At 57.7% G+C, this 26,012-nt stretch carries 19 protein-coding genes and 1 pseudogene; 11 read left to right on the top strand and 9 right to left on the bottom strand.

What is annotated here, in order from left to right; translation table 11 throughout:
- Positions 1 to 124: 124 nt before the first annotated feature.
- On the bottom strand, positions 125 to 601 hold the full coding sequence (locus tag J6524_RS08965; RefSeq protein WP_225670014.1) for an Lrp/AsnC family transcriptional regulator: 477 nt from the start codon (positions 599 to 601) through the stop codon (positions 125 to 127).
- 2,425 nt (positions 602 to 3,026) lie between these two features.
- Here J6524_RS08965 and J6524_RS08960 point away from each other — a divergent pair.
- Both J6524_RS08960 and J6524_RS08955 read left to right on the top strand, forming a co-directional pair.
- Entirely contained in the window at positions 3,027 to 3,857 is an 831-nt protein-coding gene (locus tag J6524_RS08960) for a Crp/Fnr family transcriptional regulator (protein ID WP_225670013.1), read from the top strand.
- 210 nt (positions 3,858 to 4,067) lie between these two features.
- Positions 4,068 to 4,298, top strand: coding sequence for a hypothetical protein (locus J6524_RS08955; RefSeq protein ID WP_225670012.1), 231 nt, complete (start codon positions 4,068 to 4,070; stop codon positions 4,296 to 4,298).
- Positions 4,299 to 5,132: 834 nt separating this feature from the next.
- Here J6524_RS08955 and J6524_RS08950 read toward each other — a convergent pair.
- Entirely contained in the window at positions 5,133 to 5,570 is a 438-nt protein-coding gene (locus tag J6524_RS08950; RefSeq protein ID WP_312002359.1) for a MarR family winged helix-turn-helix transcriptional regulator, read from the bottom strand.
- A gap of 1,640 nt (positions 5,571 to 7,210) precedes the next feature.
- On the opposite strand from J6524_RS08950, the gene J6524_RS37295 reads away from it, so the two are divergent.
- Positions 7,211 to 9,517 carry a glycoside hydrolase family 113 gene (locus J6524_RS37295; protein WP_283843277.1) on the top strand — a complete coding sequence of 769 codons (2,307 nt, stop codon included), beginning with the start codon at positions 7,211 to 7,213 and terminating at the stop codon, positions 9,515 to 9,517.
- Between the two features lie 94 nt (positions 9,518 to 9,611).
- On the opposite strand, the gene J6524_RS37625 is transcribed toward J6524_RS37295, so the two are convergent.
- The 3 genes from J6524_RS37625 to J6524_RS08920 all read right to left on the bottom strand — a co-directional run bounded on the left by J6524_RS37625 (position 9,612) and on the right by J6524_RS08920 (position 13,772).
- The gene (locus tag J6524_RS37625) at positions 9,612 to 10,274 is read right to left on the bottom strand and encodes a Mov34/MPN/PAD-1 family protein (RefSeq protein WP_312002358.1); all 663 of its coding nucleotides are present in this window, start codon (positions 10,272 to 10,274) and stop codon (positions 9,612 to 9,614) included.
- The gene (locus J6524_RS08925) at positions 10,271 to 12,061 is read right to left on the bottom strand and encodes a ThiF family adenylyltransferase (protein ID WP_225670011.1); all 1,791 of its coding nucleotides are present in this window, start codon (positions 12,059 to 12,061) and stop codon (positions 10,271 to 10,273) included. Before J6524_RS08925 ends, J6524_RS37625 begins: the two co-directional genes overlap by 4 nt.
- Before the next feature lie 592 nt (positions 12,062 to 12,653).
- On the bottom strand, positions 12,654 to 13,772 hold the full coding sequence (locus tag J6524_RS08920; RefSeq protein ID WP_225670010.1) for a branched-chain amino acid ABC transporter substrate-binding protein: 1,119 nt from the start codon (positions 13,770 to 13,772) through the stop codon (positions 12,654 to 12,656).
- Between the two features lie 661 nt (positions 13,773 to 14,433).
- Here J6524_RS08920 and J6524_RS08915 point away from each other — a divergent pair.
- From J6524_RS08915 to J6524_RS08905, 3 genes and pseudogenes are all read left to right on the top strand, one after another.
- A pseudogene (locus J6524_RS08915) lies at positions 14,434 to 14,583 on the top strand (Flp family type IVb pilin); the annotation flags it as partial.
- A 135-nt stretch (positions 14,584 to 14,718) separates the two neighbouring features.
- Positions 14,719 to 15,405: a GTP cyclohydrolase I gene (gene folE, locus J6524_RS08910; protein WP_225670009.1), complete on the top strand. Its 687-nt coding sequence runs from the start codon at positions 14,719 to 14,721 to the stop codon at positions 15,403 to 15,405.
- A complete protein-coding gene (locus J6524_RS08905; RefSeq protein ID WP_225670008.1) occupies positions 15,402 to 15,950 on the top strand; it encodes a 6-pyruvoyl trahydropterin synthase family protein in 549 nt (182 codons plus the stop codon). The genes folE and J6524_RS08905 overlap by 4 nt, the downstream gene beginning before the upstream one ends.
- Positions 15,951 to 16,722: 772 nt before the next feature.
- Here J6524_RS08905 and J6524_RS08900 read toward each other — a convergent pair.
- Together J6524_RS08900 and J6524_RS08895 are read right to left on the bottom strand one after the other, a co-directional pair.
- Complete coding sequence (locus J6524_RS08900) at positions 16,723 to 19,149, bottom strand: putative bifunctional diguanylate cyclase/phosphodiesterase (RefSeq protein ID WP_225670007.1); 2,427 nt, start codon at positions 19,147 to 19,149, stop codon at positions 16,723 to 16,725.
- 27 nt (positions 19,150 to 19,176) lie between these two features.
- On the bottom strand, positions 19,177 to 19,695 hold the full coding sequence (locus tag J6524_RS08895) for a putative pterin-binding protein (protein WP_225670006.1): 519 nt from the start codon (positions 19,693 to 19,695) through the stop codon (positions 19,177 to 19,179).
- Between the two features lie 409 nt (positions 19,696 to 20,104).
- On the opposite strand from J6524_RS08895, the gene J6524_RS08890 reads away from it, so the two are divergent.
- The 5 genes from J6524_RS08890 (at position 20,105) to J6524_RS37865 (ending at position 24,354) form a co-directional block, all read left to right on the top strand.
- Complete coding sequence (locus tag J6524_RS08890) at positions 20,105 to 20,464, top strand: hypothetical protein (RefSeq protein ID WP_225670005.1); 360 nt, start codon at positions 20,105 to 20,107, stop codon at positions 20,462 to 20,464.
- A gap of 179 nt (positions 20,465 to 20,643) precedes the next feature.
- Positions 20,644 to 21,204 carry a DUF6036 family nucleotidyltransferase gene (locus tag J6524_RS37620; protein ID WP_312002375.1) on the top strand — a complete coding sequence of 187 codons (561 nt, stop codon included), beginning with the start codon at positions 20,644 to 20,646 and terminating at the stop codon, positions 21,202 to 21,204.
- Positions 21,205 to 22,827: 1,623 nt separating this feature from the next.
- Positions 22,828 to 23,643 (top strand): ferredoxin--NADP reductase, encoded by an 816-nt coding sequence (locus tag J6524_RS08880; RefSeq protein WP_225670003.1) that lies wholly within the window; start codon positions 22,828 to 22,830, stop codon positions 23,641 to 23,643.
- A gap of 32 nt (positions 23,644 to 23,675) precedes the next feature.
- Entirely contained in the window at positions 23,676 to 23,831 is a 156-nt protein-coding gene (locus J6524_RS08875; protein ID WP_225670002.1) for a hypothetical protein, read from the top strand.
- A gap of 328 nt (positions 23,832 to 24,159) precedes the next feature.
- Complete coding sequence (locus tag J6524_RS37865; protein ID WP_376712005.1) at positions 24,160 to 24,354, top strand: Flp family type IVb pilin; 195 nt, start codon at positions 24,160 to 24,162, stop codon at positions 24,352 to 24,354.
- Here J6524_RS37865 and J6524_RS37085 read toward each other — a convergent pair.
- Together J6524_RS37085 and J6524_RS08865 are read right to left on the bottom strand one after the other, a co-directional pair.
- Complete coding sequence (locus J6524_RS37085) at positions 24,268 to 24,498, bottom strand: hypothetical protein (RefSeq protein WP_249789362.1); 231 nt, start codon at positions 24,496 to 24,498, stop codon at positions 24,268 to 24,270. The two genes, J6524_RS37865 and J6524_RS37085, sit on opposite strands and share 87 nt — an antisense overlap.
- Before the next feature lie 1,013 nt (positions 24,499 to 25,511).
- Positions 25,512 to 25,694 carry a hypothetical protein gene (locus J6524_RS08865; protein WP_225670001.1) on the bottom strand — a complete coding sequence of 61 codons (183 nt, stop codon included), beginning with the start codon at positions 25,692 to 25,694 and terminating at the stop codon, positions 25,512 to 25,514.
- Between the last annotated feature and the right edge of the window lie 318 nt (positions 25,695 to 26,012).

Below are 26,012 nucleotides of genomic sequence, written 5' to 3'. Positions count from 1 at the left end.
TTCAAAGCCTTCTTCATCAATATCGACAGGCCGAGCCAATCCATCGTCGGTTCTATGTCCATTAAGTGACGAAAAGCGCGAAATGCGTCGATCCGCAGGGTGAAACGCCTGCATCAGCGTGTAGTCAATTCTCGGATGGTGTCTCAACTGGAACAGCGAAGCCCGCTTTTACGCGATCCAATACGACCATTGTTTTGAAGCTCTTGATGTCCGGGTTCACATAAAAGAATCGCCGAGTGAACTCCTCATAATCTTCCATGGTGGGCGCGGTAACGTACAGGACAAAGTCCGCGTCGCCGGTGACGTAGAAGCCGTTGACGACCTCAACTGACGATCTGATGGCCTTCTTGAATCTATCGATTATATCTGAACGCTCTCGCTCCAGGGTCACCAGCACCAGCATTTGAATGGGTCTGCCCACCGCTTTCGGCGAAACGATTGAAACATCGGCCTCGATAATGCCTTCCGAACGGAGCCTCTTCAGTCGGCGTTGACACGCGGTAGCAGAAAGCCCTGCCAATGCGCCGATCACCTCGGAAGTTAGGCGGTTATTCTTTTGCACGATCTCGAGGATGCGGGCGTCTATCCGATCGTATCGCATAGTCGGCTCCCCGGCCTTGAGGTGAATTTCATCCCGAAAATCGTCCAAAATATCCCAAATGCATGCGATGATTTCAACAAATGACCGCGTGGGCGATCGCACCGTCCTGGCCGCTGGGTGATGACTCTGCTCTGCCAGGAGCCGATCATCATGCCGGAGTAAGATCGACCATTGAACCTTAACGTCGAGGCGTGAGTGGTATGAGACGTTAGTGCGATCACCTGCTGCTCCCACCTTCGGCAAAGATCGTTCGCTTTAAAGAAGCGCCTATGCTGAAATTTCAAGCTGGCTCTGCTTTTTCTTTTGCTTCCGGAGATTGCGGCCTCTCCGCTCTGACTTGCTGACGGATTTGCTCAAGCTGGCGGCCGATGGCGGCCTTCCGCGGGCAACGCAATTGCGCCAAAGACCGCGTACAATGTTCACACCCTTCTGAAAACGTTGCTCCACGATGCGGGCATTCTCGTCGCCTATCCATCGTCGCCGCCGGCGCCCCGGGGCCATCACCTCGATGCAATGATAGGAATCAACATCCTGCCTGGTATCATGCATCGCATTTGCCACCATTTCACTTCCATTGATCAACTCAGTGGGCTGGATCGCAGGGGAGCCGAAGGATAGAGAGGATAGGAGCTCATGCTGGTTAAGTTTGGTTAGGTGTTGAGCGGTACAGGCACTGAAGTTGACCTGAGCCTCAACGTGAAAGGAAATGTGGTCGCTACGAGCCGATCGAAAGCAGAACACTGTTCAACCAAGCGTTGCGCGATGATTTTTCGCTGCTCATCAGGCAACTCGTTTTGAAGCAACTTACGACAACGCCAAATGTCGTTCCGCACTGATTTCATCTCACTTAAGCTATCGTCAATCGAACTGCTCATAGATGTGGCACAGTGTGGAACAACTAACCCTTGAAAACTTGTCAACCGCGTCATCCTTCGAAGCCCCGCACCGTGGCTTCATCACGAATTTCAGGTGTGTTTGGGGGGACCGGAAGATCAGGCCGACAGTGACATCCATGTCACCGAGGTAGCGTCGATAGATGCAAGCCTCGCGCGCTATCTCGGGGCCACCACAGATCATAGGCTCTCAATCGAGCCAAAATGGAAGCTTTGCGATGTTTGCCTCTAGCCGGGCATTCCGTAGATAGCCTCCCTACATTGTCTTCACCGTTTCACCATACGTCTTCGCCGCTTCCACCATGCCCGCAGGTGAGGTGCAGCGAGGCCAAGTCTGATGTGCACGTTCTTGGCGAAGCAGCTCGCTAAGCGCTTCGCGAGGATTGCTGAATTTTAACGAATATCTAGATCTCGATTAATGCAATGAGCTGCGCATCTACGGTTAATTTCTGCGTTTTGGGGCCTTTTTTTGGTGAATTCAAGCGGCTGGGACACGTTGGGTTGCGTGTAGCAGCACACGTGAAGTCGCCACTGCCAATACAGCCAGGCCAACAAGCTTCAACGGACGAGCCCTTTGTTACCGGCGGAGTTTGCGAGATGTCGATCTCGGCCGTCCTGTCTCATTACGGAGCCATAGAGAAGCTCACTCTCCACATTTGTTCCGATCATCGTCGTCTGGATGGAAGGAGTGCGCTATGAAATCGCTAGTTATTCGCTTTTTACGCGATCGGTCTGGAGCTACCGCCATAGAATACGGTTGATAACGGCGGGTAAAGCTGTCGCTGTCCACCGACTGACTCAGCTCGTCACCTCAGGCAGCGTGTGTGGATAAGCCACTGATTCGATTATACATGGCGATTCGCGGGTCGCTTCGGCGTACGTTTCGTCGCAGTGAGTTCGGGCTGCTTACGCCCTGCTGCAAATGATACTCAGGCAAGCTGACGACGAGCTGACGGGAAGGTGTCACCCAGCTTAGAGGACGAAGGGCATCGGCCCAACGACGAGTTGATGGTGGCGTGCGCTTCACCAACGATGGTCGGACTCAATCTTCGATTCAATTTGATCATGCTGGCCGACGCTGTTTCATCGACACTCAGCCTTTGCTCTCAATTCTGCCGATCGGCGCGCGGCGTAACTTCTGCGAACTTACTACTCCTGGTCCTTCGCCCATTGTGGGCGAGACGCTCAAGCACATCGCCGAGTTCTATGCCATCGAGAAGGACACCCGTTGCGGTAGCCCCGAGGCGCCGTCTCGTTCGGCAACAGCCAACCGCTCGTGGAATCTATCGAGCGGTGGCTCGCGCAACGCTCGCGTTGGCGGGCTGAGGCGCCCTGGCTGACACCGCACTTGAGAAGCAGTTCGACAGGGAAGGTATTGAATCCGTCGAGGAAGGGCGCTCGAACGCGGGATTTGAGCTTCAACGCCAGGCTCATTGCATTAATCAGGATGAAAGTGTCCTTACAGTCCCAATCAAATTTTCGTTACGTGTCAGCGAGGTGACCGCCGCATGTCGGGAGAGGGGGGCCGCATTATGACCGACCATGTGTCCACCGTCCGCGAAGCGCTTGACGGCTCAAGAGATGCAGCGCTCACGAAGGCCTCCGGCAAACAGCCGATGCTCGACCGGCCTGTTAAGATGCGTCCTCGTACGCGCTCCTTTGTGAAAAATGCGATCCTCGCCAGTCCTTCTCTGCAAGACCTCGCGGCAATAGGCGAGTTCCTTGAGCCGATCGTGCTGAAAGAACGCATGATCCTGCAGGAGCCGAAAAAGCATCTTGATTACGTCTATTTTATCGAGTCGGGCCTCGTCTCGCTGAGAATTGTCGCGGCGGAAAGCATCCTTGAATCGGCGGTGATAGGACATTGGGGGGCCGTCGGCGCTTCGCTCTTAGTGGTAGGGCATATTTCGACGCACCAATCTGTTGTGCTCTTTCCCGGAAGTGCGCACAGGATCCGTGTCGAGGATTTGCGTCGGGTGACGAAGGAGCGTCCTGAAATCCGAGAACATCTTTTTCGGTACGTTCAAGCGTTGACCTTGCATTGCGCTCAGACGGGATTGTGCGGGGTTCGGCACGATCGCGAACAGCGGCTCGCGAGCTGGCTCTGTTTGGCGAGTGATGCTCTGGGCACTCATGTGCTTCCAATTACCCATGACTACCTTTCGTTCGCGTTGGGGTTGCGCCGCGCTGGTGTAACCGAGACGCTAATCCGATTCGAAGAACAAAGGTTAATTCGCAAGATGCGTGGTGTCTTGCAGATCCATGAACGCAAGGGTCTCGAGCAAAAGGCATGTGGCTGTTACAAGCTTCTTTCAGGCGCTTATGCCCTTTCTGAGTCCCTCAGCAAAAGAGCAGGCGGTTAGCAAGATCGCCCAGGCGTTCAGTTGCATCTTGCAGACGCGTTGCCGGCGGCAGTGTTGACTGCCCGGTCGCATTAACATGCGCAGATACACCGTCATGCCGTTTTCGGCTTCGAGGCATTATCGTCCCATACTGGATTGGTCCACATGAACGTCCTGCGTCGCTTTTGGAAAGGGGACTTGCCGCTGCGGCAGGCGTTCTGGAATTGAGCGGTGGCCGGCGGAATTGCGGTCAACGTGCTCACGTCAATTTTCTTCCTGGCATTGATCATGGGCGATCGAAGTGTAGCTGCCTTTGTGTCGGCTACGCACTTGCAGTACTTACAGTATCGTCGCAACGGTCGGCATCTGGCGATCGGCCGCACATTACAAGGGCGTCGCCATTGGGCCGACCTCGCACGCATCGGTACAGTTGCCGGAATGATCTTGTTAAATGTCATCTGATCGATGACATTCCCGAACGCCACTTAAATAACCCCAACGGTAACGGGCTCTGCATTAACATGTTTCGGTGCTGCAACAACCGTTCTGTTCCTCATTAGGAACAGCAAAATATGACTCCACAGTCCTTATTGCGGAGATCAGTATCCGAAATATCGGGCAGGCGGATCGAGCCTTTTTATAATTGATTGTTTAAGCCCGAAGGTCGCAGCGCGAAAATGCCTGCGACCTCTTTTCGCTCGGACTCAGACCAAATATGAACTGAAGAATGGCCTATTTGATCTTTGCCCGCGATGGTGCAAGCCGCATTGTATTGAAGCGAGATAGTCGGGACGGAGCCGAAAAGAAAGCGCGCGAGCTAAGGGACCTTGGCTGGTTCGATGTGCAGATACAGGAAGCCGAGCCAGCCCGAGCGACAGCCCCAAAGGGCTCGGATGACAATTGAGGTCCGCGATCAGGACGTGCCGTGGGCCTCCAGGTCAAGCTTACCTAGGAGTCGATCTGCTTAGGAAGGTCATTAGTCGAGGTCCAATAAAAAGGGCGCTGTAGGACGGCCTAAAGTTACCTTTTGATGTCCCATCACGGGATGGTTGGTAGACTTTAGCGCTTGTCTCGGACTATTGATTACGGCCGTGCTATTGACGCTTCTCGCTCTTTTGCATGCTGCGCAGTAGCTGTCTTATCCGCTTGTCGCGATCCCGTTTGAGAAACTCGCGCTCGCGATGCTCGAATGCCGAGATTCCGCGCTCATGGTCGATGTCGAGGCGACGCGAGCTATCCGGCAGGCCGAGGTCGGAATTTTTTCAGATACGCCATAAGGATTATGCGTTTTGGTCCTTAGGACTCCAGAGCGACTTTCAAGCGAGCTTTCTCTAGACGATGCCTGAGTGCAGTGAGCCTGTTAGCGAACTCACTCAGTTCGTGAAGACCGAAATCACCAAAAACAAACTCATCGAGGACTTCCTGTTGTGCAGCGACGCTAGCGAGATGCTTGTAAGTCTTGTCCGTCAGTGACATCTGGACGACCCGGGCATCGCTAGTGGAGGTCCTACGCCGCAGGAAGCCCTTCTTCTCCAGCAGCTTTGATTGGGTCGTGACGAATGAAGGGTCGACATGCATAAATTTCGATACCACGTTGACCGGAACACCGTTTTCTCTGTCCAACTCCGCCAAGGCCATCAAGATCATCCACTGTGGCCCAGTAATGCCAAGTACATCGGCCCGGAATTGGCGAAGTTCCTCCAGACATAAATTGATCGATCTTATTTCCCACATGAATCGCCGGACCACCTCCTGACTCTCAGCAGAGCCACTGTCGACCGCTCTTGCTAGACTGGGCATATTCTGAGGCATCATATGTCAGCAGTTCATCCTTTGGTTCGATTCCCCTAGCGCAGATTAAGAATGCGGACAATGCTGTCCGCGCGAACCCACAGCGCGCTTAGATCGTTCGGGCACTCGGCGAACTTCCGGATCACCTTGGCGTCACTGCAATCGAAAACCGGGGGGGCTGGGTTGCTGCGAGCAAAAGTGGGCAATTCGGTGTGGTGAAATCGGTCGAGAAAAGCGCGGAAGCGCAGAATTTATTCGCCGACGCCGGACGCATTGCATTAATCGATATCGATATCTCGTTACTATGCAGGGCCAAGCGTAACCCTGTTTCTACGAGCCCGACTGTTTTGGGTGTCGCCAAATACAATCGCGCGGTCAAACCCATCTCAATCGGCGAAACGGCATAGGAGGGGGACATGGCTAGGTATTTCTACCGCGGCACGCCTCAGATGCGATCGCAGGGCGCATTTCCAGCCCCAGCGTCATGTCGGCGGATGGAAGCCCTGAACTGGGCGCGCTTTTCAATCGAGCGTATCGACAACCTATGCCGCTGGAGAGGGCACGAGAGGAATTCCCCGACGCATACCGAACGCTGACGACTTCGCCACGTTTCATATTTTTGTCGGGCCGGAAGATCTACAATTCGAGTGTGGCCACTTCGAGTGCTTTGGCGCCAGCGGGGAAGCTGGCTGCGCGCCCAAACGCGGAGGAGCAGGCTGCACGGCCGCCGAAGCGGCTCAGCACGAAGTACTTTGCCTGACCGCATTGCGATTCAACCAACGGCGAACGATCAATTCGCTTGGCCGCCCCTTGCTAGCTCTTTTACGCTTTACATGTATGAACGCCGCGCTTTTGCTGAATGCAAAGAAAAGCCCGCGCGAACTTTACACACGGCCAAGTCAGGGAGGAAACGCCCCATGGGCCTCTGAACTAGAGCTCCAGGAACGAATGATCGCATAACGATCTTCTTGCGTCGCTTGGCGGAGAATCTCGCTCATGTTTCGCATCTTTCGCGCAAGAATGACCAACTGGTCGCAGCTATCCCTCGAAAGCATCGTACGACATGACAGTTTGCGCTACATCGGCCGCAAATTGATGTCCCGTTAATTGGAATCTAAACAGCCAGATTGCGTTCGGGCAATCGCGCGTGCTCCTAGCCTGCGAGTTCAGGATTTCGAAATCAGTCTAAAATTGATTTGCCGTGTCGTTATCGACCGAACGAAGCAGGTCAACTCTCGTTAGCTCAATATGGATAACCCCCCCCGTCGGACGCGCAAACCATTGCGCCGGGGCATAAACGTTGGTGTGGCGTGAAGGGGTTCGAATTTTTGAGTAAGCCCGTTTCGAGTTTTAGTTGAAATCCACTTCACATTGCAAAGACGCACAGCAGCAATCGCAAGATCAACTTAATTCTGTCATAACACGCCCACGTTGAACACGTATCTGCGGCGTGCTGCATCGCTGCGCGCGAGTGGAATGCTCTGCTGCGTTGAATACGCTGAACACGCAGACCGGTGCCTCTGCGCAAGCAACCGAGCCACCAGGCAGCAAGAGAAACTGAAGAAAGAATGAGGAGCCGTACGATGGCAGGCGTATTTCCAGTTCAAGGGTTTGGGTTCCTCTCAAACTATAATGGTGCATTCGTCACCAGTTCCGCGCTCGCCGCTATGAAGGCGATTGCGGGAACGAATGCAAATTCGATTGAGTTCGCCCCCCGGCTTTTTATGCAAACCAGGACATCGAACGATGTCTTCGCCCATCCCGCCAAGACCGAGAGCGATGCCAATATTCTTCAGGCCATGGCAAATGCCCAGGCGCTCGGCCTTTCTGTCACGCTGAAGCCCATGGTCTCCGCCCTAGATGGCGGTCTTGCGTACGTACTTAATCCGAGCGATCCCGCCTCCTTTTTCCTTTCCTATAAAAGGCAAATGGTTCACATGGCGGAGCTCGCCGAACAAGCAGACGTCAGCATATTTGTGATCGGCAATGAGTTGGGCAAGATCTCCGGCCCCGAATATCGAAGCTACTGGGTCGATCTCATTGATTCCATACGCGCCGTGTTCCACGGCGAGATCACCTATGCCGCCGCGACCGACGAAGCCATCAATGTCAGCTTTTGGGACAAGGTCGATGTCATCGGCATCAACGCCTATCCGCCGCTGACGACGACGACTGAGCCGACCGTCGAGGAGATGGTCAATGCGTGGAACAGCATGTCCACGGACGACTACTGGGCGAAGGTGATGAACCACATGTCGCCGGTCGACTTCTTCCACTCCCTTGCCCTGCAGTATGACAAGCAGGTGTTCTTCACTGAAACCGGCTATCGCAGCGTCGACGGAACCAATATCAGCCCGGGCGGCTGGGCCGAAGGCACGACGCAGGACGTCCAGGAGCAGTATGACGCCTTCAATGCCTTCTTTCAGGTGTGGGCATCGGAAGGCGGAAGCTGGTTCAGGGGCGCGTCGATCTGGAACTGGGACACGAACAACAAATACTCGCCGATCGGCTACTCGCCGCAAGGCAAGCCGGCGCGGGAGCTGATTACTGAATGGTACGGCGGACAGCACCAGCCGCCCGGCCAGAATCTGACGGGCTCTCCGTCCGCCGATTTGATGGATGTCGGCGGCGGCAATGACGTGCTCTCGGGTGGGGTCGGCAACGACACGATCAAGTCGGGCGGCGGCGACGACAGCGTTACCGGCGGCCCCGATATCATTCCGAAACTCGCGGAGACCACTATCACCGTGACGGGCTACGGCTCCGTCGTCGACGGCGTCGGCGCCGAGATGCAGCTCCTGATCAACGGGCAGCAGGTCGGCAACACCGTCGAATTCCGAAGCGCCACCGATGCATCGGGCTTCCAGACGTTTACATTCACCTTCGCCAACCCGGCGACAGTCTCCAGTCTCGATCTTGCTTTCGTCAACGACGTCGCCAACGCCAATGGGGACCGCAACCTCTACATCAAGGACATTACCGTCAACGGCGAGCATCTTGCCGCCGCCGACGCCGTCAATCCGAGCTCGCCGGGAACGTGGAATCTCTATCAGAACAAGTCCATCCACTATGACATGACTGCGCATCAGGACCTGTTCTTCGGCTCATCGACCGACAATGACAACCTTGACGGAGGAGCCGGCAAGGATGTGATCAACGGCGGCGCCGGGACGGACATGATCCAGGGCGGTGCGGGCAACGACACCATCAATGGTGGTCCGGGCGCGGACGTGATTCACGGCGGAGCGGAAGACGACACGATCAACAGCGGCTCCGGCGTCACCACGGCGACGGATCAACTTTATGGCGATGACGGCAACGACATTATCAAAGCCACCACCGGCGACACCGGCGCCCTGCTCGACGGCGGCGCCGGCAAGGACCAGCTCTATGGCAGTTGGGCCGCCAATGTCATGAATGGCGGTGATGGAAACGATTATCTCTCCGGTAGCGGCGGACTCGATATCATGCACGGAGACGCCGGCGACGACCAACTGAAAGGCGGCACCGCGGCAACGCAAATGTCTGGCGATGACGGCAATGACAGCCTGCAGGGCGGTACGGGCAACGAGTTCCTGTATGGCGGCAGCGGCAACGACCGCCTGACCGGTGGCGGCGGCAACGATTATCTGGCCGGCGGGTCCGGCAATGATACGTTCGTTTTTGCTGCCGGCTTCGGCAAGGACACAGTCGCCGACTTTCAGAACACCGATGGTGTCCAGGACCTCATTCAAATCGACAAGACGGTGCTTGCCGATTTCAATGCCGTGCAATCGCACATGATCCAGGGCGGCACCAGCGTCGTGATCACCTTAGACGCTAACAACACGATTGAGATCAAGAATACGACCTTGGATCAGCTCCACGCGAGCGATTTCTGGTTCATCTGATAACTGACCCCGAAAGATGGAAGAGACCCTTCTTAATCATGCAAGGACATTGTCTTCATTGCCTACGCCGCGCATGACGATCTTCAAAGCGTCGTCAGGAAGAGGCCGCTGGAGCGCCCTGGCTCATCCCACGTGGCGTGCATCCAATGTCGCGCTCTTCGTCAGTCGTCGAGATGACCGGCATTGCCTTTGGGTGGATAGGATCGACCGATTGCGTTCGGTCACTCGGAAGAAATCCGGAGACCAGATGAGGCCCGGTCGAAGGCGAGCTTAGCGCCGGAGTCTTCAACGACGTCGATAAGATTGCAGTCTGCCGCGGCCAGACCGAAGAAGGATCGAAAATCTTGAGCTCCTGCGGCGTCGCCAACAGTCGCCTCCGAAGCAATGAACGGACGACCTGTCCCTTCCAGCAACGCGGCGACCAGTCCGTTCCGCTCCCGGCGACGATGAGCATCAACGGCTCACTCACCCGTCGGGCTATCCGCAAGAGCGTCGCCGAATCGAGATCGCTCATCTCGGCAACGCCGTCGGGATGCGAGTGCCAGTCGCCGAGATAGTCCAAATCGGCGCCGCTTGCCTCCGGCAGGAAACAATGGCGACCGTGAAGGGCGAGGGGGCCGGGGCCGCGCAGATCGACGATGATACGATCCTCGCCTGAACGCCAGCCCAGAAGGATCCCTCCGTTCTCCAGGGGCGACAAATCCCGCGCGCATTCGACCATCGATTGCATCACGCGCGAGGACAGCCACACGATCATCGACTGGCTCCGCAGCATTTTGGGTGAGGTGGGCAGGGGTGTGCCTCCCAGCGGGGCAGGGTCCTCGATCCGTCTTCGTTCTTGAGCGTCAGTACGGCAACGGTCCAACCGCCGGGATCGTAGTTTCCCTCCGAGAGCAGTCCGACCGCCGTACGAACGATTTCGAGCGAGATCTCCTGTAGGTCGAAGCCGCCGCCGGTGAATGTCGGGGCATTGCAGCCGACCGGAATCACCATGCCGGCGTTGTCGACCCGTGGCTCGGGTATGCGCTTGTCCTTCCAGTGCTCGTTGAGGCAGACGAAGCAGCCTTCGGCGTCTGGCAGAAAACGCGCGACCAGGCCGCCTGCAACCCCATGTGTCGCGTGACCGACCACGTAAGGTACACCGAGCCGCTTGCAGTAGTGTGACAGGGCAAGCTGTACTTCTTCCGATGCGGAAGCGTCGACCACCACATCCGCGCCGCGCAGCGCCTGGAAGACCGGCGCCAGCACGTTGCCGGGGTCAGGCGAGATCGCGGCGGCATTGGTGGTTGCCTCGCCGAGACGCCCGGGAATGAAGCACGCTTTCGTCCATGGATAGTTCTCGGCGATAAAGTTCGCGAGAGCCGCGGCCTTGCCTCTTCCCCAGGCCGAGCGACCCAGCGGCCAGCGCAGGCTGTTGCCCGGTTGGACCATGTCGAAATCAAGAAAGGTGACTTCTCCGATGCCGGCGCGCGCCAGTTCTAGGCCGGAGAAGCTTCCGATCGCGCCGGCCCCGACGACGACGGCCTTCTTTGTCAGAAGCGATTTGGCGATGGGCAGTCGTGAAAAGACGTCATCCTTTCCGGCGCGCTCGCCGAGCACCAGCCGCGGCGCACCGGCAGTCCTTCCGTCCGCAAGTGCAGGCCGGGTGACCAGGAACAGCCATCCCGCGCCGTTCTTCTTAGGGCCGTACTTGACCTCCTCCGGAAACGCGATGCCGGTGATCGAGAGGGGGCCACGCGCCGCCTCGTTGACTTTGCGCACGCTGGCCGGCTGCATCACCGCCTGGCGCGCAAGTTCTGCTTCGGCAAGCCGGAGCAACTCGCGCGCATCGGTGGTCACGGGCGGAGTGAACTTGATCCATCGACCGGTGAGCACCTGAGCGTCACGTGGCTCCGTCGGAAATCCAAACCGTTTTCCGATGGCCGCGCCGCTGCTGGTCTTCTGTTGCCGCAGCACGCCTTCAAACGCGGCCTGGTTCGTGTTGCTGAAGCGACCCGAGCAGACCACCTCCAGCAGCCCATGCGGCGCCGGCGGCAACGGAGCATGACCGTCGAATAGGATGACCGAGTCCTCCTCGGAGGCTCCCGCGAAGTACGGCATTAACGGATCGGCGGCCTGCTCCTCGAGCTTGGCTGCATCGTCCCAGCGACCCTCCTTTCTTGCGGCGAGGGCGCGCAGGAGATGGTTCAAGCGCTCCTGGACAAAGGCCGCAACGAGCTGGTTGGAGTCCCACTGTCCCGATTCCTGCGTCAGCAGGCACAGCTCGCGGCTGAGGGGGTTTTGATGCCGCTCAAAGCTCTCGTTCGGCGCAGCCACCGCGGGGCGGCAAAAGGGGTGCAGCGGAGAATACCCGATGCACAACAGCATGGGGACGGACTGTCCATCCACCGGCCAGTCCGCTTCCAGGATCAGGATCCCGTTTCCCTTGTGAATAGTTCGGGGCGCAATGCCGAGCCGTGCGAACTCCGCCAGCTCGGCATCAAGAACCTCGGGCCAAATCGTCCACCAATCCTCGTCGGCGCGGGGCTCGTTGTGCTTAGCCAAGCTTAGCCTACAGGACGATGTCCGGGCGGCGAACTCGGGCGCGGCGGGCCTTTGCCCGGTGTCTCGCTGGGCGGGCCAGGCGGCACGTCGGGATGCTCCGGATGTGTCGGATGGGGCGGTTTAGCCATTCGTGAATTCCTTCTCTGCTTGCTGTCGCGCTCGGCGCCGTAGCGCCGAGTAGGGGGCCTACTTTGCCCCGATTAGGGGACACACTTGTGGGGGACGTACTTTGCTCGTCGCCGCAACCTCACGCCAGTCGGCAAAATCGAGACGACCCGCTTGTGGATCCGCGATTGTCACAATTCAAGCAAATGCCTCCGCAATCCACGGGAAAAATTGCGTGCCCGCGGGAAGCGCAGCCAAGGCGGTTTCGATTCTCGCTTATTGCCGGAGCCCGGAAGATCAATGAAGCAAAGCGAGCGCAGGGCCTAACTGTAGGCCGAGTTCTCAATTTCTTTCAGTTCTAGTTTGCTGTCCTGGAGCAATCGACTGATGATCTCCGCCCTAAGCCCGCCGAGCCACCAAATGGCGGGCTCTGAAAAGAAAACGCTCCGGCGATCGTCAGGGCTTTCTTATATCGGATTGAGATGCGTCAGGAACCCTTTTCGTTCACCTCGGCATAGCCGCCTTTGTCGTCCCATTTATAAACGACATAGTCGATCTGCTTGATGTCGCCCTTGGCGTCATATTCCAGCTTGCCGATCGCAGTCTCCCAGGAGCCCGCTTTGATCGTATCCATCACCTTCTTCGGATCCGTGGTGCCGGCCTTGGCCACAGCCTGCGCCCACGCCTGTACCGCAGCGTAGGTATAGAGCGTGTAGCCTTCGGGGTCGATGTTCTTGGCCCTGAACTTTTCGACGATTGCAGCCGCCGTCGGCTTCTTGCGTGGGTCGGGACCGAAGGTGAACAGCGTGCCTGCGCCGGCGGCGCCGGTGATCGAGGCATATTCCTTGTCGGCCAACGCGTCACCCGACATCAGCACGGTCTTGAGGCCCTGGTCACGCATCTGGCGCAGGATCAAACCTGCTTCCTGATGGTAGCCTCCGACAAAAACCAGATCGATGTTGTCGCGCTTCAGGCGCGAGACGATCGAGTTAAAGTCCTTGTCGCCCTTGTTGTAGGACTCGAACATCTTCTCAGTGACGCCCGCCTTGTTGAGCGCCTTCTTCGTTTCGTCAGCGAGACCCTTACCGTAAGTGGTCTTGTCGTTAAGGATGGCGATGTTTTTGCCCTTGTAGTTCTTGACGATGTAGTCGGCGGCAACCAGGCCCTGCTGGTCGTCACGACCGCAAACGCGCGCCACGTTCCAGAGCTTGCGCTCGGTGAACAGCGGGTTGGTCGAGGCCGGCGTGATCTGCAGCACATTACCGTCGGCATAGGCTTCGGAGGCCGGGATCGAGGATGACGAGCAGAAGTGACCGGCAACGAACGGGATCTTCGCGCTGGCGAACTTTTCAGCCACCGAGCGCGCCTGCTTGGGATCGCAGACATCGTCGCCGACCTGCAGCGCGAGTTTCTTGCCGAGCACGCCGCCGGCGGCGTTGATATCGGCCACCGCCTGTTCGGCGCCGTTCTTCATCTGCCGGCCGAATGCGGATTCGCCGCCGGTTATCGGTCCCGCGACAGCGATGGTGATGTCCTCCGCGAATGCCGCTGTGGACAACGCGAGGGATGCACCAAGTGCCAAGCCAAAGAGCCAGAGTGATTTCATGGAATGGTCCTCAAAGGAAGGCGAGAGCAGAGCAGCACGAGCCCCGTCGCGTCAATGCCACGAAGCCATTTGAGACAAAATCGTGATCGCGCATGAAACACCGTCGATTGCGTCGCAGAAGAAAGAAGCGGTCCCGCCTTAGCTCGATGAGAAAACAACCCGCCTCTGCCGAAAGCACGAGCTTCTAGTCGGGGAGGTGTCTGCAGAAAGCTCGTCGCCCGAAAGCAGGATGGTAAGTATCTGCCGGCGTCGGGCCAGCAGGACAAGGAATCGGGGCGGCATACGCAAAGGGAAGTTCGTCCGACCAAGCGATCGTAACTTACAATGCGTTCGCCCCATCTCACCCTCGTAGAGCACTATCGATCTCATACCGCCGCGCAATGTCAACGCATGAAGTTGCCAACATGAACATTAGCCGAATCAGGTGGGTATGAAAGCAATAGGTCTGTCCGTAACGTACAGAACGCGCCTTTAATTGTGATACTTCACTCTCGTCCGAAGCGTACCAGCTGCTTTATCTGCTTGCTCCGGCGAGCATCGGTCCGCTCCGTACAAAGTTTCCACGCCGATAACAACGAAATCTCGAATGAGATTCTGCTAGCTTTAACAAATAGCCGGTAAGGTCCCGAGCCTTAACGTTGGAAGGGTGCGCAATGTGAAGATGCTAGTTCGCTTTTTACGCGATGAGTCTCGAGCTATCGCCATAGAATATGGGCTGATAGCGACCGGTATCTCACTTGCTATCATGGCAGCCGTGAATAGGCTAGGAACTAAACTCAGTACGAAGTCCGCTTCGATCAACAGCTCTCTGACCGGTGGCGCCCGCACGGCTCGCTCGCGCCGAATAAGCCGATGCGTCGTAAACTGAACCGTAAGGGGGCGGCCAGATTACGCGAGCGACATTCCTCGCCAGCCGGGGATGGGACGGAACGCAGCAGGGGATAGCATGAATAACAGTGCCAAGAAATTGCGGCTGCCGCCGCGTGGCGCCGCACTTTGCAACGAAGCCATTGAGGGATTTACCGATCGAGCGGCGAAAGCCGCGATGATCGCGGAAGCGTCGCAGAAATTAGAAGAGCTATTCGACGTTCTGCGTATCGATCACGTGAACGATCATAACACCCGCGATACGCCGCGACGGGTCGCCAAGATGTTCGTTGAGGAAGTGCTGCGCGGCCGTTACGACGCGGCGCCGAAAATCACCGAGTTCGAAAATGTCGAACGCTGTGATCATCTTATTGTCACCGGACCGATCGACGTGCGCTCGACTTGTGCGCATCACCTCATGCCGATCCACGGGCAAGCCTACATCGGCGTGCTTCCATCGCCCGAGGGCAAGATCATCGGCCTGTCGAAATACGACCGCATCGTCGAGTACTTCTGCGCGCGACTGCAGATCCAGGAGGAGCTCGTCTCCCAGATCGGCAACTACATCGTCGACGCGACTGCGCCGAAGGGGCTCGCCATTCGGATTAGCGCAGTTCACATGTGCAGGACCCACCGCGGGGTCCGCGCGAGCGAGCAGAGCCGGATGATCAACAGCGCCTTCTTCGGTGAGATGCTGCACAACCAGGATCTTAAGAACGAATTCCTGCACGAGGCTCTGGCGCTGGAACGGCGCATCGGCGCATGAACGTTCGTCAAGAAAATAAATCTCGCATGGCAACCGGCCTGCTGTCTCAACCTTCCTCGCCGCCGATGGCGCCCGCTGCGGCCGGTCCGATCTACCGTTCGACCAAGACGTACGGTCACAGCGAAGGCTTGTCATGCTGCTTTCGGCAGTGGCGCGCGACGCACTCGCATTGCAACCTGCTGCATGGTTACGCTCTGTCCTTCGCCTTTGTCTTCGGCACACGCGAGCTCGACGAATGCAACTGGTGCTTCGATTTCGGAGACCTGAAGGAGGTCAAGGCGTGGCTACATCACATGTTCGATCACACGACGCTGGTCGCGGCGGACGATCCGCACCTGCCCGTCTTTGAATCATTGCAGCGGATGGGGCTGGCAGAGCTTCGCGTGTTGCCGGCAGTGGGGTGCGAAGCGGTTGCAAGGCACGCCTTCGATCACGTATCGGATTATGTGGCGAAGAAAACCGCGGCCAGAGTGTGGCTTGAAAGCGTGGAAGTCCGCGAACACAGCGGCAACTCCGCGATCTACTGCAATCCGGCCGGAGCCTGATGTCCACACCGATGCAACGTTCAGGACAGTGACGACATCCTCGCGTGACTGCGTGGACGGCGCTCGACTGAAGTCCCGAGAGGGCGCACGGCTACCGTCGCGAGCGGACGAAGACAGCGACAAAAACGAGCGACTAACACTGCCGCTAAAAGCAATCTTGACTGCGACGACTTCGATATAATCGTCTTTGACCATGCGGAACTGGCCTCCCGCGATTCGAATGTCGATCTGCCCTTTGGCCAGCCGAACTCCAGCCGCCCGTCCATCACAGGCGACTACTGCCCCCTTGGAACGGCGATCGCTGGAACATCAGAAAGCTTTGCAGGCCAAAACGTAACACGCTCGTCGGGCGCAAACAGAGCGCCGGAATAGTCGAGTTCGATGACGGTCTCTACCGAAGCTTCGTATTGTCTCAATGTCGGGCCCACAGAAACCGGGGTCGCTGCAAAACTCTGCCGTGGCGAATATTCAAAATGAAAATTGATACTCCTGCCGACGCGCATAAGGCTAGGCTAATGGCCGTGCCGAAACACAGCTTCGAGGCGTCGAATAATTCGAGCGACGCCCTTCAGAGATTCGCGAACGGCCGTATCAAGCGTCAGCACATCAGTGCCCGCGCGACAGGCCGGGGCAACACTCGTCTTTTCTCCGTTTACACGGCAGCTACCGGGGCGTTTGTGAAGTGCATGCCTTCAAGAATAACCACGGGCCGGCGAGGCTCGAAGTAACCGTGCAACGCGGCGGGGCAAAGCGCCGCCCTGATAACTTCCGCCTAGGCCGCCGTCTCCCGGTTCGCACCGGGCGCCAGTAAATCGGCGATCTGTTTGCCCGACATGGGCCGGAAGAAGTAAAAACCCTGCGCATCGGTGCAGCCGGCGACCTGCAGGCTGTCCTTCTGTTGCACTGTTTCCACTCCCTCGCCAGTTGTCTTCATGCGGAGCGTGTGCGCGAGGTCGATGACCGCCTGGATGATCGACATGCAATCGGCATCCGTGGTCATCTCGCGGACGAACGTTTGGTCGATCTTGATCTTGTCGAACGGAAAGCGCCGAAGATAGCTGAGCGAGGAGTATCCTGTTCCGAAGTCATCGAGCGCGATCCCGACCCCGAGTTCGCGCATCCGATGCAACGTAGCCATGGTGGTGTCATTGTCCTGCAGCAGTAGCGATTCGGTGATCTCGAGCTCTAGCCGTTCGGCTGGGAGGCCTGAAGCCGCCAGCGCCAGCACTACGTTGTGCGGAAGGTTGGGATTCTTGAACTGCGCCGGCGACATGTTGACCGCGATCTTGACATCGGATCGCCAGCCTGCTGCTTCATGGCAAGCCCGACGCAGCGCCCAATCACCGATCGTAGGAATGAGTCCCGCCTCTTCGGCGATGGGGATGAATTCGGACGGCGGCACAGGCCCCCGCACCGGGTGATTCCACCGAAGCAGCGCCTCGCACCCGGTTATCCGGCCCGAGGTCAGATTAACCTGCGGCTGGTACAGGAGGTGAAATTCACCTTCCGCCAGCGCAACTCGCAAGTCCAATTCGATCTGCCGCCGCGCCTGCAGTTCCAGATTCATTTCCGCTTTGAAAAAGCAGAAGGTCGCCCGGCCGGCCGCTTTTGCCTGATATAGGGCGAGGTCTGCGTTCTTGAGCAGCTCATCAGGAGCGTGGCCGTCCGCCAGCGCGAGCGCGACGCCGATGCTCGTTCCGATGTTGATGTGGTGTCCACCGGTCTCGAATGGTTCGGCGATGGCCCGAAGTATTCGGTCGGCAAACTGGGAGATGTCGTGATTGGATGCATCCATCGCCAGCACGGCGAATTCGTCTCCGCCGAGCCGTGCAACCAGATCGCCGGGCCGCACGGTCGCGCTCAGGCGTTCTGCCACAGATTTCAGCAGCGCATCCCCGACCGGATGGCCGAGCGTATCGTTCACGGTCTTGAAGCGGTCGAGGTCAAGCAGCATGACTGCAAATCCTCCGCCATCTTCTGCACGCTCGAGCGCTGCGATCATGCGCTCATGAAACAACGTGCGGTTTGGTAGATCGGTCAACGCATCATGGTGCGCCATGTGCGCGATCCGCGCCTCGGCACGCCTCCGTTCCGTCAGATCCTCATATGTTGCCACCCAACCTCCCTCGCGGAGCGGCTGATGTGATACGCCCACGGTGCGCCCGTCGTTCAATTCCTCGAAGTAGGTCCGGGCCCGGTTCTCACAGACCAGGATCTGTTGATTGGCATAAACCTGGTACAGGCTGGCGCCCTCGTCACTGCTCGCGGAAAGGAATTCCGCAAGGTGACGCATCGGCGTGCCGGCCTTCAGCAGGTTCTTGTCGAAACCGAACATCGCCTGGTAGCGCTGGTTGCAGATGACAAGTCGCTGCTGTGCGTCCACCAGGCAAAGCGCCTGCGACATATTGCCGAGAGCGGCCTCGAACCTTTCGTTTTGCGTGCGCAGGTCACGATCGCGCCGGACAAGCGTCTCGTTCTGCCGCTCCAGCTCGGCGTTGGCGAACTGCACCTCCTGATGAGCTTCCGCCAGGTTTTCGGATGTGACCCGTAGGTCATTGGTGAGCACCTTCATCTCGTTGTGGGCTCTCTGCAGCAGGCGATTGTGCCAGGCAATCAAGACGATCAGTGCGATGCCGCATACGATCAGCCCCGCCGCCATTACCGAGAAGGTCCAGTGTAGGCGGATCAGCTGGCGCTGATCGTCCGCGACGCGGTCGCCGCCGACGCGATTGGCGGCGGCGGCGAGCTGGGCGAGACGGGCATCCACCGGCAGCAGGATCTGCAGCAATCTCGGAACATGCGCCGGCTTCAGATCCTCGAGGTACGGTTGGACGGCGTCAAGGGCTCGCGCGAGCGCGTCAATGGTCGCGGCGTATTCCGCATCTGCTTTCACGAACTCCTCGACCTCACCGGTGCGCAGGAGCGAAAGTCGGTTGACAATGATGTCAAAGCGCAGGCGCACCTCGTCCGCGCTGACCTTGCTGTCCGGGAGACCGAACGCGCTTACCCGTTGCTCGAGACGCGTGTACTCTGATGTCGCCTGACCAACCAACCAGGCGACATTGTAGCGCGAGACCCGCTCGAGCGCGCTTTGGCGCTCCATTACCAATGTGGAGATGTAAGCGGTGGCGGCAACGAACACGCCGGTGACCAGCGCGAGCAAAATTTTGATTGGGCGAAGGTTCGACATGGCGGCCATCGTCGAGCGACAACGCTGGTTTGCCCGCTACTTCACGATCAGGCGGTTCACCTGCCACGCCGAGCGACTGTAGAACTTCTGGCTTCGCAGCTCCGGGTCCGTATCGTAGGGATAGACGATGAACAGCGGCCCCTTGTCGCGGATCGGCATATATTCGCCATCGCGTTTGATTGCGAGGATGGCGTTGTATTTCGCGAAGTCCTCGACGGGAATCTCGGTGCTGTAGTCGTTCAGCGCCATGGCGACCACACGCTGACCAGTGGCGCCGACGTTCTTCATCAACTTGTTGAGCGGAACGCCTTCGAACTTGACGGGATGCTTGTACCAGGGTGTGCTGGTTTCGAAGCTCACCATTCCCATCGCTTCTAGGTCGGAACGGCGGAAGGTGAGGCCGGCTTCGGCGTCGGAGGCATTGATCCTGCCGCTGATGGTCAGAATCGGGTGTTCCTGCGCTATGCCGGTCTCAGGCAAGCAGGTGAAGGCGAACGCCAGGCAGGCCGTAACAACGAACGTTATGACTTCGACGCGGCGCGTCTGCATAGACATGCGGAATCTCCCGGAGGGGCTGATTGAATGAAGCGATGAACTAACACTGCGCCTCTGTTCGAAGTGCTAACGCTGCCGCTCGAGGGCCCGGCTGTTGCACTTGACGGTAACCATTTTGCTAACGTGAAATCGGCAAAGCCGCATAACTACCGCTTCGGACTAACCAGCAGGGGCTGCTGCGCAGAACCTAAAATTCAAAGCGAGTGACAGAGGGGCTTTGTGCGAAGCGATCCGATCTGTCGGGACAATGCGCTAGGGTGGAGGAGCGAGATCATTCGTTCGTTTCGTACGGTACTTGCCGGCGCCGAGGATTGGTGAGTAGCTGGATTTTTACGGGTAGATGCCTATTTTCCCTTGTTGAGGTAGGTATTGGTCAAGAGCCATGAGCGTTCGGGTCAACCGGGAATACGTGAACGACACCGCGAAGCTGATGATGCATCGGCTTATTGCGCGGCAGATCGGTCGCGACCCGTCACTGGTCGAAAGGGCGAAGCATTCTTTGGCCCGTAGCTCGCAGCGTTACGAAGGCTACGATTTCGTTCGCGAATGGTCTGACGTCCTTGGCCGTCCTCCATCCACGGTACGCCGTCGTCTGACGAGTCGCGACGAAGAAATGACGCGATTGCGCTTGTCCTCGCCATTCGTTTTGGCGGAAGGTATCAACTTCGAGGACGACGCTTTGCGACGTCGTATCTGGAAGGCGGCAAAGCGGATTGCTGAGAGATCCGTGATCCATCAGCTCACGGAGCTTCCGCGGATCGCTACGTGACGCAATGCTCCTTCTTCGAACTATCGAAGATCTTGTCGAGACGGTCAGGGTGATAGCCAGTCTTCAAGACAGACAAGGTTTTCATCATCGGCAGTCAGAGTATCTTGCTCTCCTGGCCGGACGCGCTGGTCGTTCTGCGCACCTCCGGCGAGATCGACGCCTAGCCGGAAAACGCAAGGATCTGGGAGATTCAGCAAAAGGAGCTGGATCCAGACGACGATCCGGAGGCCTCAGAAGAAATCAACGCTCTCTATGACGAGGGGTCGCTATTCCGTAGGGAGCACGGCTTCTATATCGACGGTGTCGACGAGAATACAGCGCGGCTGCCCGAAGACCGGAATAAGCGCGCGATCACGAGGACGGTCGATGTCGACGGTCGAAAGGTCCTTGCCGTCGCACCATGTCCTGAGGACATTATTGTTTCCAAGCTCGCCCGCTTGTCCGAGAAGGACAAAGAGTTCGTGGAAGGCTATCACAAGGCGCGGCCATTCGATCGCGAGCTCGTTATCGAGCGCATCAAGGCAACCAAACTGGAGGCCGAACTTCAGGAGCGAGCCATAAACTTCGTACGCGGCCTCGCGGACGCGCCGAAGCCAGATGCTGCGCCAAGCAAGGCATTCTTTCTCCAATCTAAGACAAATGCCTCGCTTGCAGACCATGTCAGTCGTCTTGGCTGGTCCGCGTCCTACGCTAGGTCGCTCACGACCGCACCTGCCTATCGACTCGAAGAGGCGGATTGAGGCCGCTCCCAAGGGCGTGAGATTCGCATCAAGACGGCCCTTGCCGAGGAGATCGTTCGACCGGTCCTGCGCCTGAACGCCGCCTGATCAGCTCGCGGACGAGCGATCGAGTGATCCAATAGTTCGAGAAGCTGCCGGTCCTCGATCAATGTAGTTTGATAGTACGCTCCGTGAGCGACCCAATTTCGGATGTTGTCTCAAGCGGAAAACTCCGTGCTCGAGCTCACCGAGCTCTCTGAGCGCCTGAATAGTCGAGAGCTTGCGGTTCTTTGAACAGCGTTCACCGCTATGCCTTTAAGCCGGCTTTCGCTGTGGTTATTGGCTGTGTAGCCATCAATATACTTGGCGATGGCTTCGATAGCCTTCTGCTCAGCCTCGCGGGCCTTGGCACCTCGCGGCGTTATCATACGCACAATAACTTCAATGCTGCTGGCATAGGAGAGTGAACAAAGAGCTCAGATAAATGGACACCCAGCGCTTCGGCTAGCCGATCGCGAAGATCAATTGTCGAGTTCTCAGATCGCCTCTCAAGGCCACCAATATATCAGCGGTCACTGCCGGCATCTAGGCAAGTTGCTCTTGGGGCACCTGAGGTCCTGCAAGGCTAGTGCCAGTCATGCGGAGCGCGTCTGCCTCGCAAATCAACGCCGCGGCGCTACTGCTTGCTGACCTTGCATCGGGCAGCATCAGACAGGCATCCGATGTTGTTATGCCGTAGTGCGAATTCAGGGAGCGCAACATCACCTTTGGCTCAAAGAGGCGCCGCAGCTAGGGGCGTTCTATTCTGCCGAGCTGCCGCTCGATGCAGACTTTGGAGTCCGCGCTCATGCACTCTTTTGTTTCCGATTCCCTCCTTGGCTCGAGTGGAGGCTGAAGCCTGCGGCGTTCTGCATCGGACCGAGCACGTGAGGTCATGCCGCCTGCTGTCCACTGATCGGGACCATTCGGGAGCAGGTGGATCGCTATGCCGTGAAATCCATCGAAGGCGACCCCAAATGCAGGATTTAGGCGTAATCACGCGGGTCATTGCGTTAATCAATATTACAATATTGTTACAGTCAGACCCAGGCCAACCACAGGCGCTCGCAGACCGCATGTTCGGCGGGTGTTACCTCGGCGAAGCGTCGATCTTCGTTGGGATCGGTTGCAGCAGCTTTGCAACAGAGCAAAAGGTTCTAAGGAATCTGAAGCCGAGACGACACACTCAGTTGAGAAACGAGATTCTTCGTTCGTTACGTACTGTGTTTGTCGGAGCAAAGGTGTGCCCAATTTGCCATTGCGTTCTGCGACGGCACGCCCACTTGGCAGGATGTGAGCTGGCAAAGCCAGCCAACCTGCCCGGCGTTAACCTGGAGGAAAAACTCATCATCTTAGCAACGCAGATGCCCGGCGGGCTAAACGAGTCAAGCGATTGGAGATGTTGTGAATGGTCAGCGGCCGGGTTGATTGCTGCAGGCGGGGGCACAGGCCGATCTTGAAAGCCTAAGCAGTTGAGGGTGTGAACCTATCGGTCCGACGATAGTGCATCGAGAGCCTCAGCTGGTGCACGCAGTATTATTTGGAAAACCCGTGCAGACACGTCGTACTAACGCGGACCCGCGGGTAGTTTCGCGGGAGTGTGAGATGAGCAATTTCAACCAAGAAAGCGTGCTGAGCGTCCATCACTGGACCAACAATCTCTTCAGCTTCACCACTACGCGGGATCCGTCGTTCCGCTTCCGTAGCGGCGAATTCACCAAGATCGGGCTCAAGATCGACGAGAAGCCGCTGCTGCGTGCGTGCAGCCTGGCCAGCGCCAATTACGAGGAACGGCTGGAATTCTTCGCGATCAAAGTGCCGGATGGTCTCTTGACCTCGCGTCTGCAGCAACTGAAGGAGGGTGACGAGATCATCGTCAGCCGCAAGGCTACGGGGACGCTGGTCATCGATAATCTCGAGTACGGGCGCAATCTCTATCTGATCGGCACCGGCACCGGGCTTGCGCCGTTCCTGAGCGTGATCAAGGATCCTGCAACCTATCTGCGATTCAAGAATGTCGTGCTGCTGCATGGCTGCCGTCGTATCGCGGATCTCGCCTATGGCGAGATGATCACGGGAAAACTGCCGAGCGACGAGCTGGTCGGCGACTTCGTGCGCTACCAGTTGATCTATCATCCAACCGTGACGCGCGATCGCTTCTGCAACCGTGGACGGATCACCGACCTGATCGCGTCAGGCAAGCTGTTTTCAGACATCGAGCTGCCGGAACTCGACCCGGAGCATGACCGCGTCATGATATGTGGCAGCCCCGAACTGGTGCGCGATGCCCGCGAGCTATTGGTGGCGAAGGGGTTTATCGAAGGCAATCACGGCGAGCCGGCGCAATTCGTGTTCGAAAAGGAGTTCGCCGAACGAAATAATTTGAGCTCTGCTAGGTCAAGGGGTCTACATGAATCGTGACGGCAAGTAGGAATCGCCATGAAGCGTCTGAAATGACAGACGAACAGCGCGAGCTGGAGCGCTGCAAGCAAGTGATTCTTCGTCTCACACAGCTGGTTGCGTTTCTCAAACGGCAGGTTGTGCAGCTTTCTGAATTTTCTTCAACCGTCGTAAAGAGCGCCGGGAGCGGAAAATCGGAACGCTTGTGAGCGATGCCGAAGTGCGCGCTGTTTCCCAGCAGCGTGGCTTCCACGCTTCGGGAGCCAGGCGACCAGCCCCTCCCTTATGTTCCGTGGGGGCGAGCTCTTAATTTTTAGTGGGAAGCGCGGGGCTGTATATGAGGTCTAATGTTCAATCGCGACAGTGAATTCTGGTCTCAACTTGCGGCATATCTCTACGCTGTGTTTTGTCGCCTTGTCTGTGTCGTGCGGCATCGGTCAGCTTCTAACAGCGCCAATCTTGAACTATTTCTCAAACTCAGATGAGCGAGGATCGGGCATCATTTTTGGATGGACCGCACGCAGCCCAAGCGAATGACTGGCGGGAGCGGTCGAACGGAATCCGCTAGCGGTCCAACCGGGACAATGGCATTGCAATGAAGTCATCTCCTCTTCTACGTTTTCGCGGGATAAGGCTGGGGCGAGCTCAATTGAGTACGCCCTGATCGCAGCTGGGATTTCTGCTACGCTTGTCCCTTGCGCTGAATGTTCTTGGCTCCAACCGCAATGTTGATTGCAGTTCCTCACCATCATCAAACGTTTCGACGCGCCAGTTCGACAAGTTCAATCTCGTACGTGAACCCAGCAATGATAAAGGCAAATGATCGTCAGCAAATACCGGATCAGGCACGAGCTGCGGCAGCTGATCGAGACGCATGTCAGCTCCTCGAACACGTTCGAAGACTACGTGCTAATCACATGGGAGAAGAGGCGAAGAACCGGCTGGAGCTGGACGCGAGAACTTCCCGGATGAGGAGGTCGACGCCTCTCAATTGTAGCGCCGGCCCGAGCGCTTCGCGCTGATGGTCAATCCTCGGGCGGAGGCTCAATTGGAATACCAAAGCCCGCCTTTACGCGCGTCCGATCGAGGTTTTTTTGACTTTGAATCGGGGGCGGCGCAGAAAAGGCCGCCCTGCCTTCAGCTACTGTTGCAGAGTGGTGTTGCCATCATGGCGGTGATGAGTTCCTGTAAGCCGCTGCTGTTTGCGCCCACGGCCATAGCGGCCTCTTGCTGACGGATCACAATCCACTAAACGCTCGCCGCGTTCGCCGGCCCTTACCCGCAATGGCTCGTTCGCGCCCTGCAGCCAAGCGGCGGCATTCCTCGCGAGGCAATAAGATCGCCCAGCCTGCCATCCTCCGCTGACGCTGCGGGCCAGAGGCTGCGGGTCGGTCATTGCGGCGCTCAGACATTGCCATCGAGGCCGCGCTGGTCGCGGTCTTGGAAACAGCAACAGGAGATCACCACCGCTCAGATTGGCACCTTCACCCGCGCCGAAGATGGCTCGTACGCCAGCATCATTAAGATGCTCTCGCTCGCTCAAAGCGCGTTTCCTTCCGGCCGAACCCTCCGACAACGAGACGGCTCCGAACCTGCGCGTGATGGCCGGCAACGTCGAGAGGGCACCGCGTGGCAGTGGACCTTCAAGGAAACACCGTCTATCACTCGGTCAGGCTGGTGAGGGCCTGTAGCCTGCCACGATCCAACCGAAGACGGCGCGCAGCGCGATCAGTGCCAGACCCAAGAAGTTTACGACTAGCAAGGCTAGAGCTGCGGAAGCAGGTGAATACTCGGCCGCTTGCCCCAGCCTAAATTCTGTTTCCATCCACTCGCACCTTGTCGCGCCGTTGCGGGCCTGAGAAGTTCGCTCGACGGTGCCAGAACTCCGGCTAGAGCAGCCCACCCTTGCCGAGATCAACAAGGCCAGCTTGGTTGATGGCCGGTGTCAGCGTCTCTTCCGATAAAGGCGCGCCGCACTCCAGCGTCGTCATCATCTTCCAGCAACTGTTTTGGGCTTCTGCAAATGCAGCCCATTGCTCATAGCAAGCGTAAGGAACCGCCAGAACCGCCACGGCAACCGATAGTCGGCCGCTATCCCGCTGGTTGGGTACCGGTGACCTGCCACTAAACTTTCATCCAGCGGCAGTTAGAGTCTCGGTGGTTCTGCAGCGAGACCGAACTTTGCACCACTCGAAACTAGAGTTTTACGACTCTAAACACGTTGGCGGGCTGGTGGCGCCATCGCGGTTTTGCAGCAAAATCGGGTCGATTGCCGATCGCCCCATGGGGCCGTTCTTCATTATGCAACAAGGCTCAGGAAAGCCCACAGAACCGTTCTTCGCGAGGTTCTTTATCGATTTCCGGCCATGGGGGCAGCATGCGTGTCCGCT

The sequence above is a fragment of the Bradyrhizobium hereditatis genome (assembly GCF_020329435.1).
In the GTDB taxonomy this organism is placed as follows: Bacteria; Pseudomonadota; Alphaproteobacteria; order Rhizobiales; family Xanthobacteraceae; genus Bradyrhizobium; species Bradyrhizobium hereditatis.
This window is presented reverse-complemented; position numbering and strand designations above follow the sequence as displayed.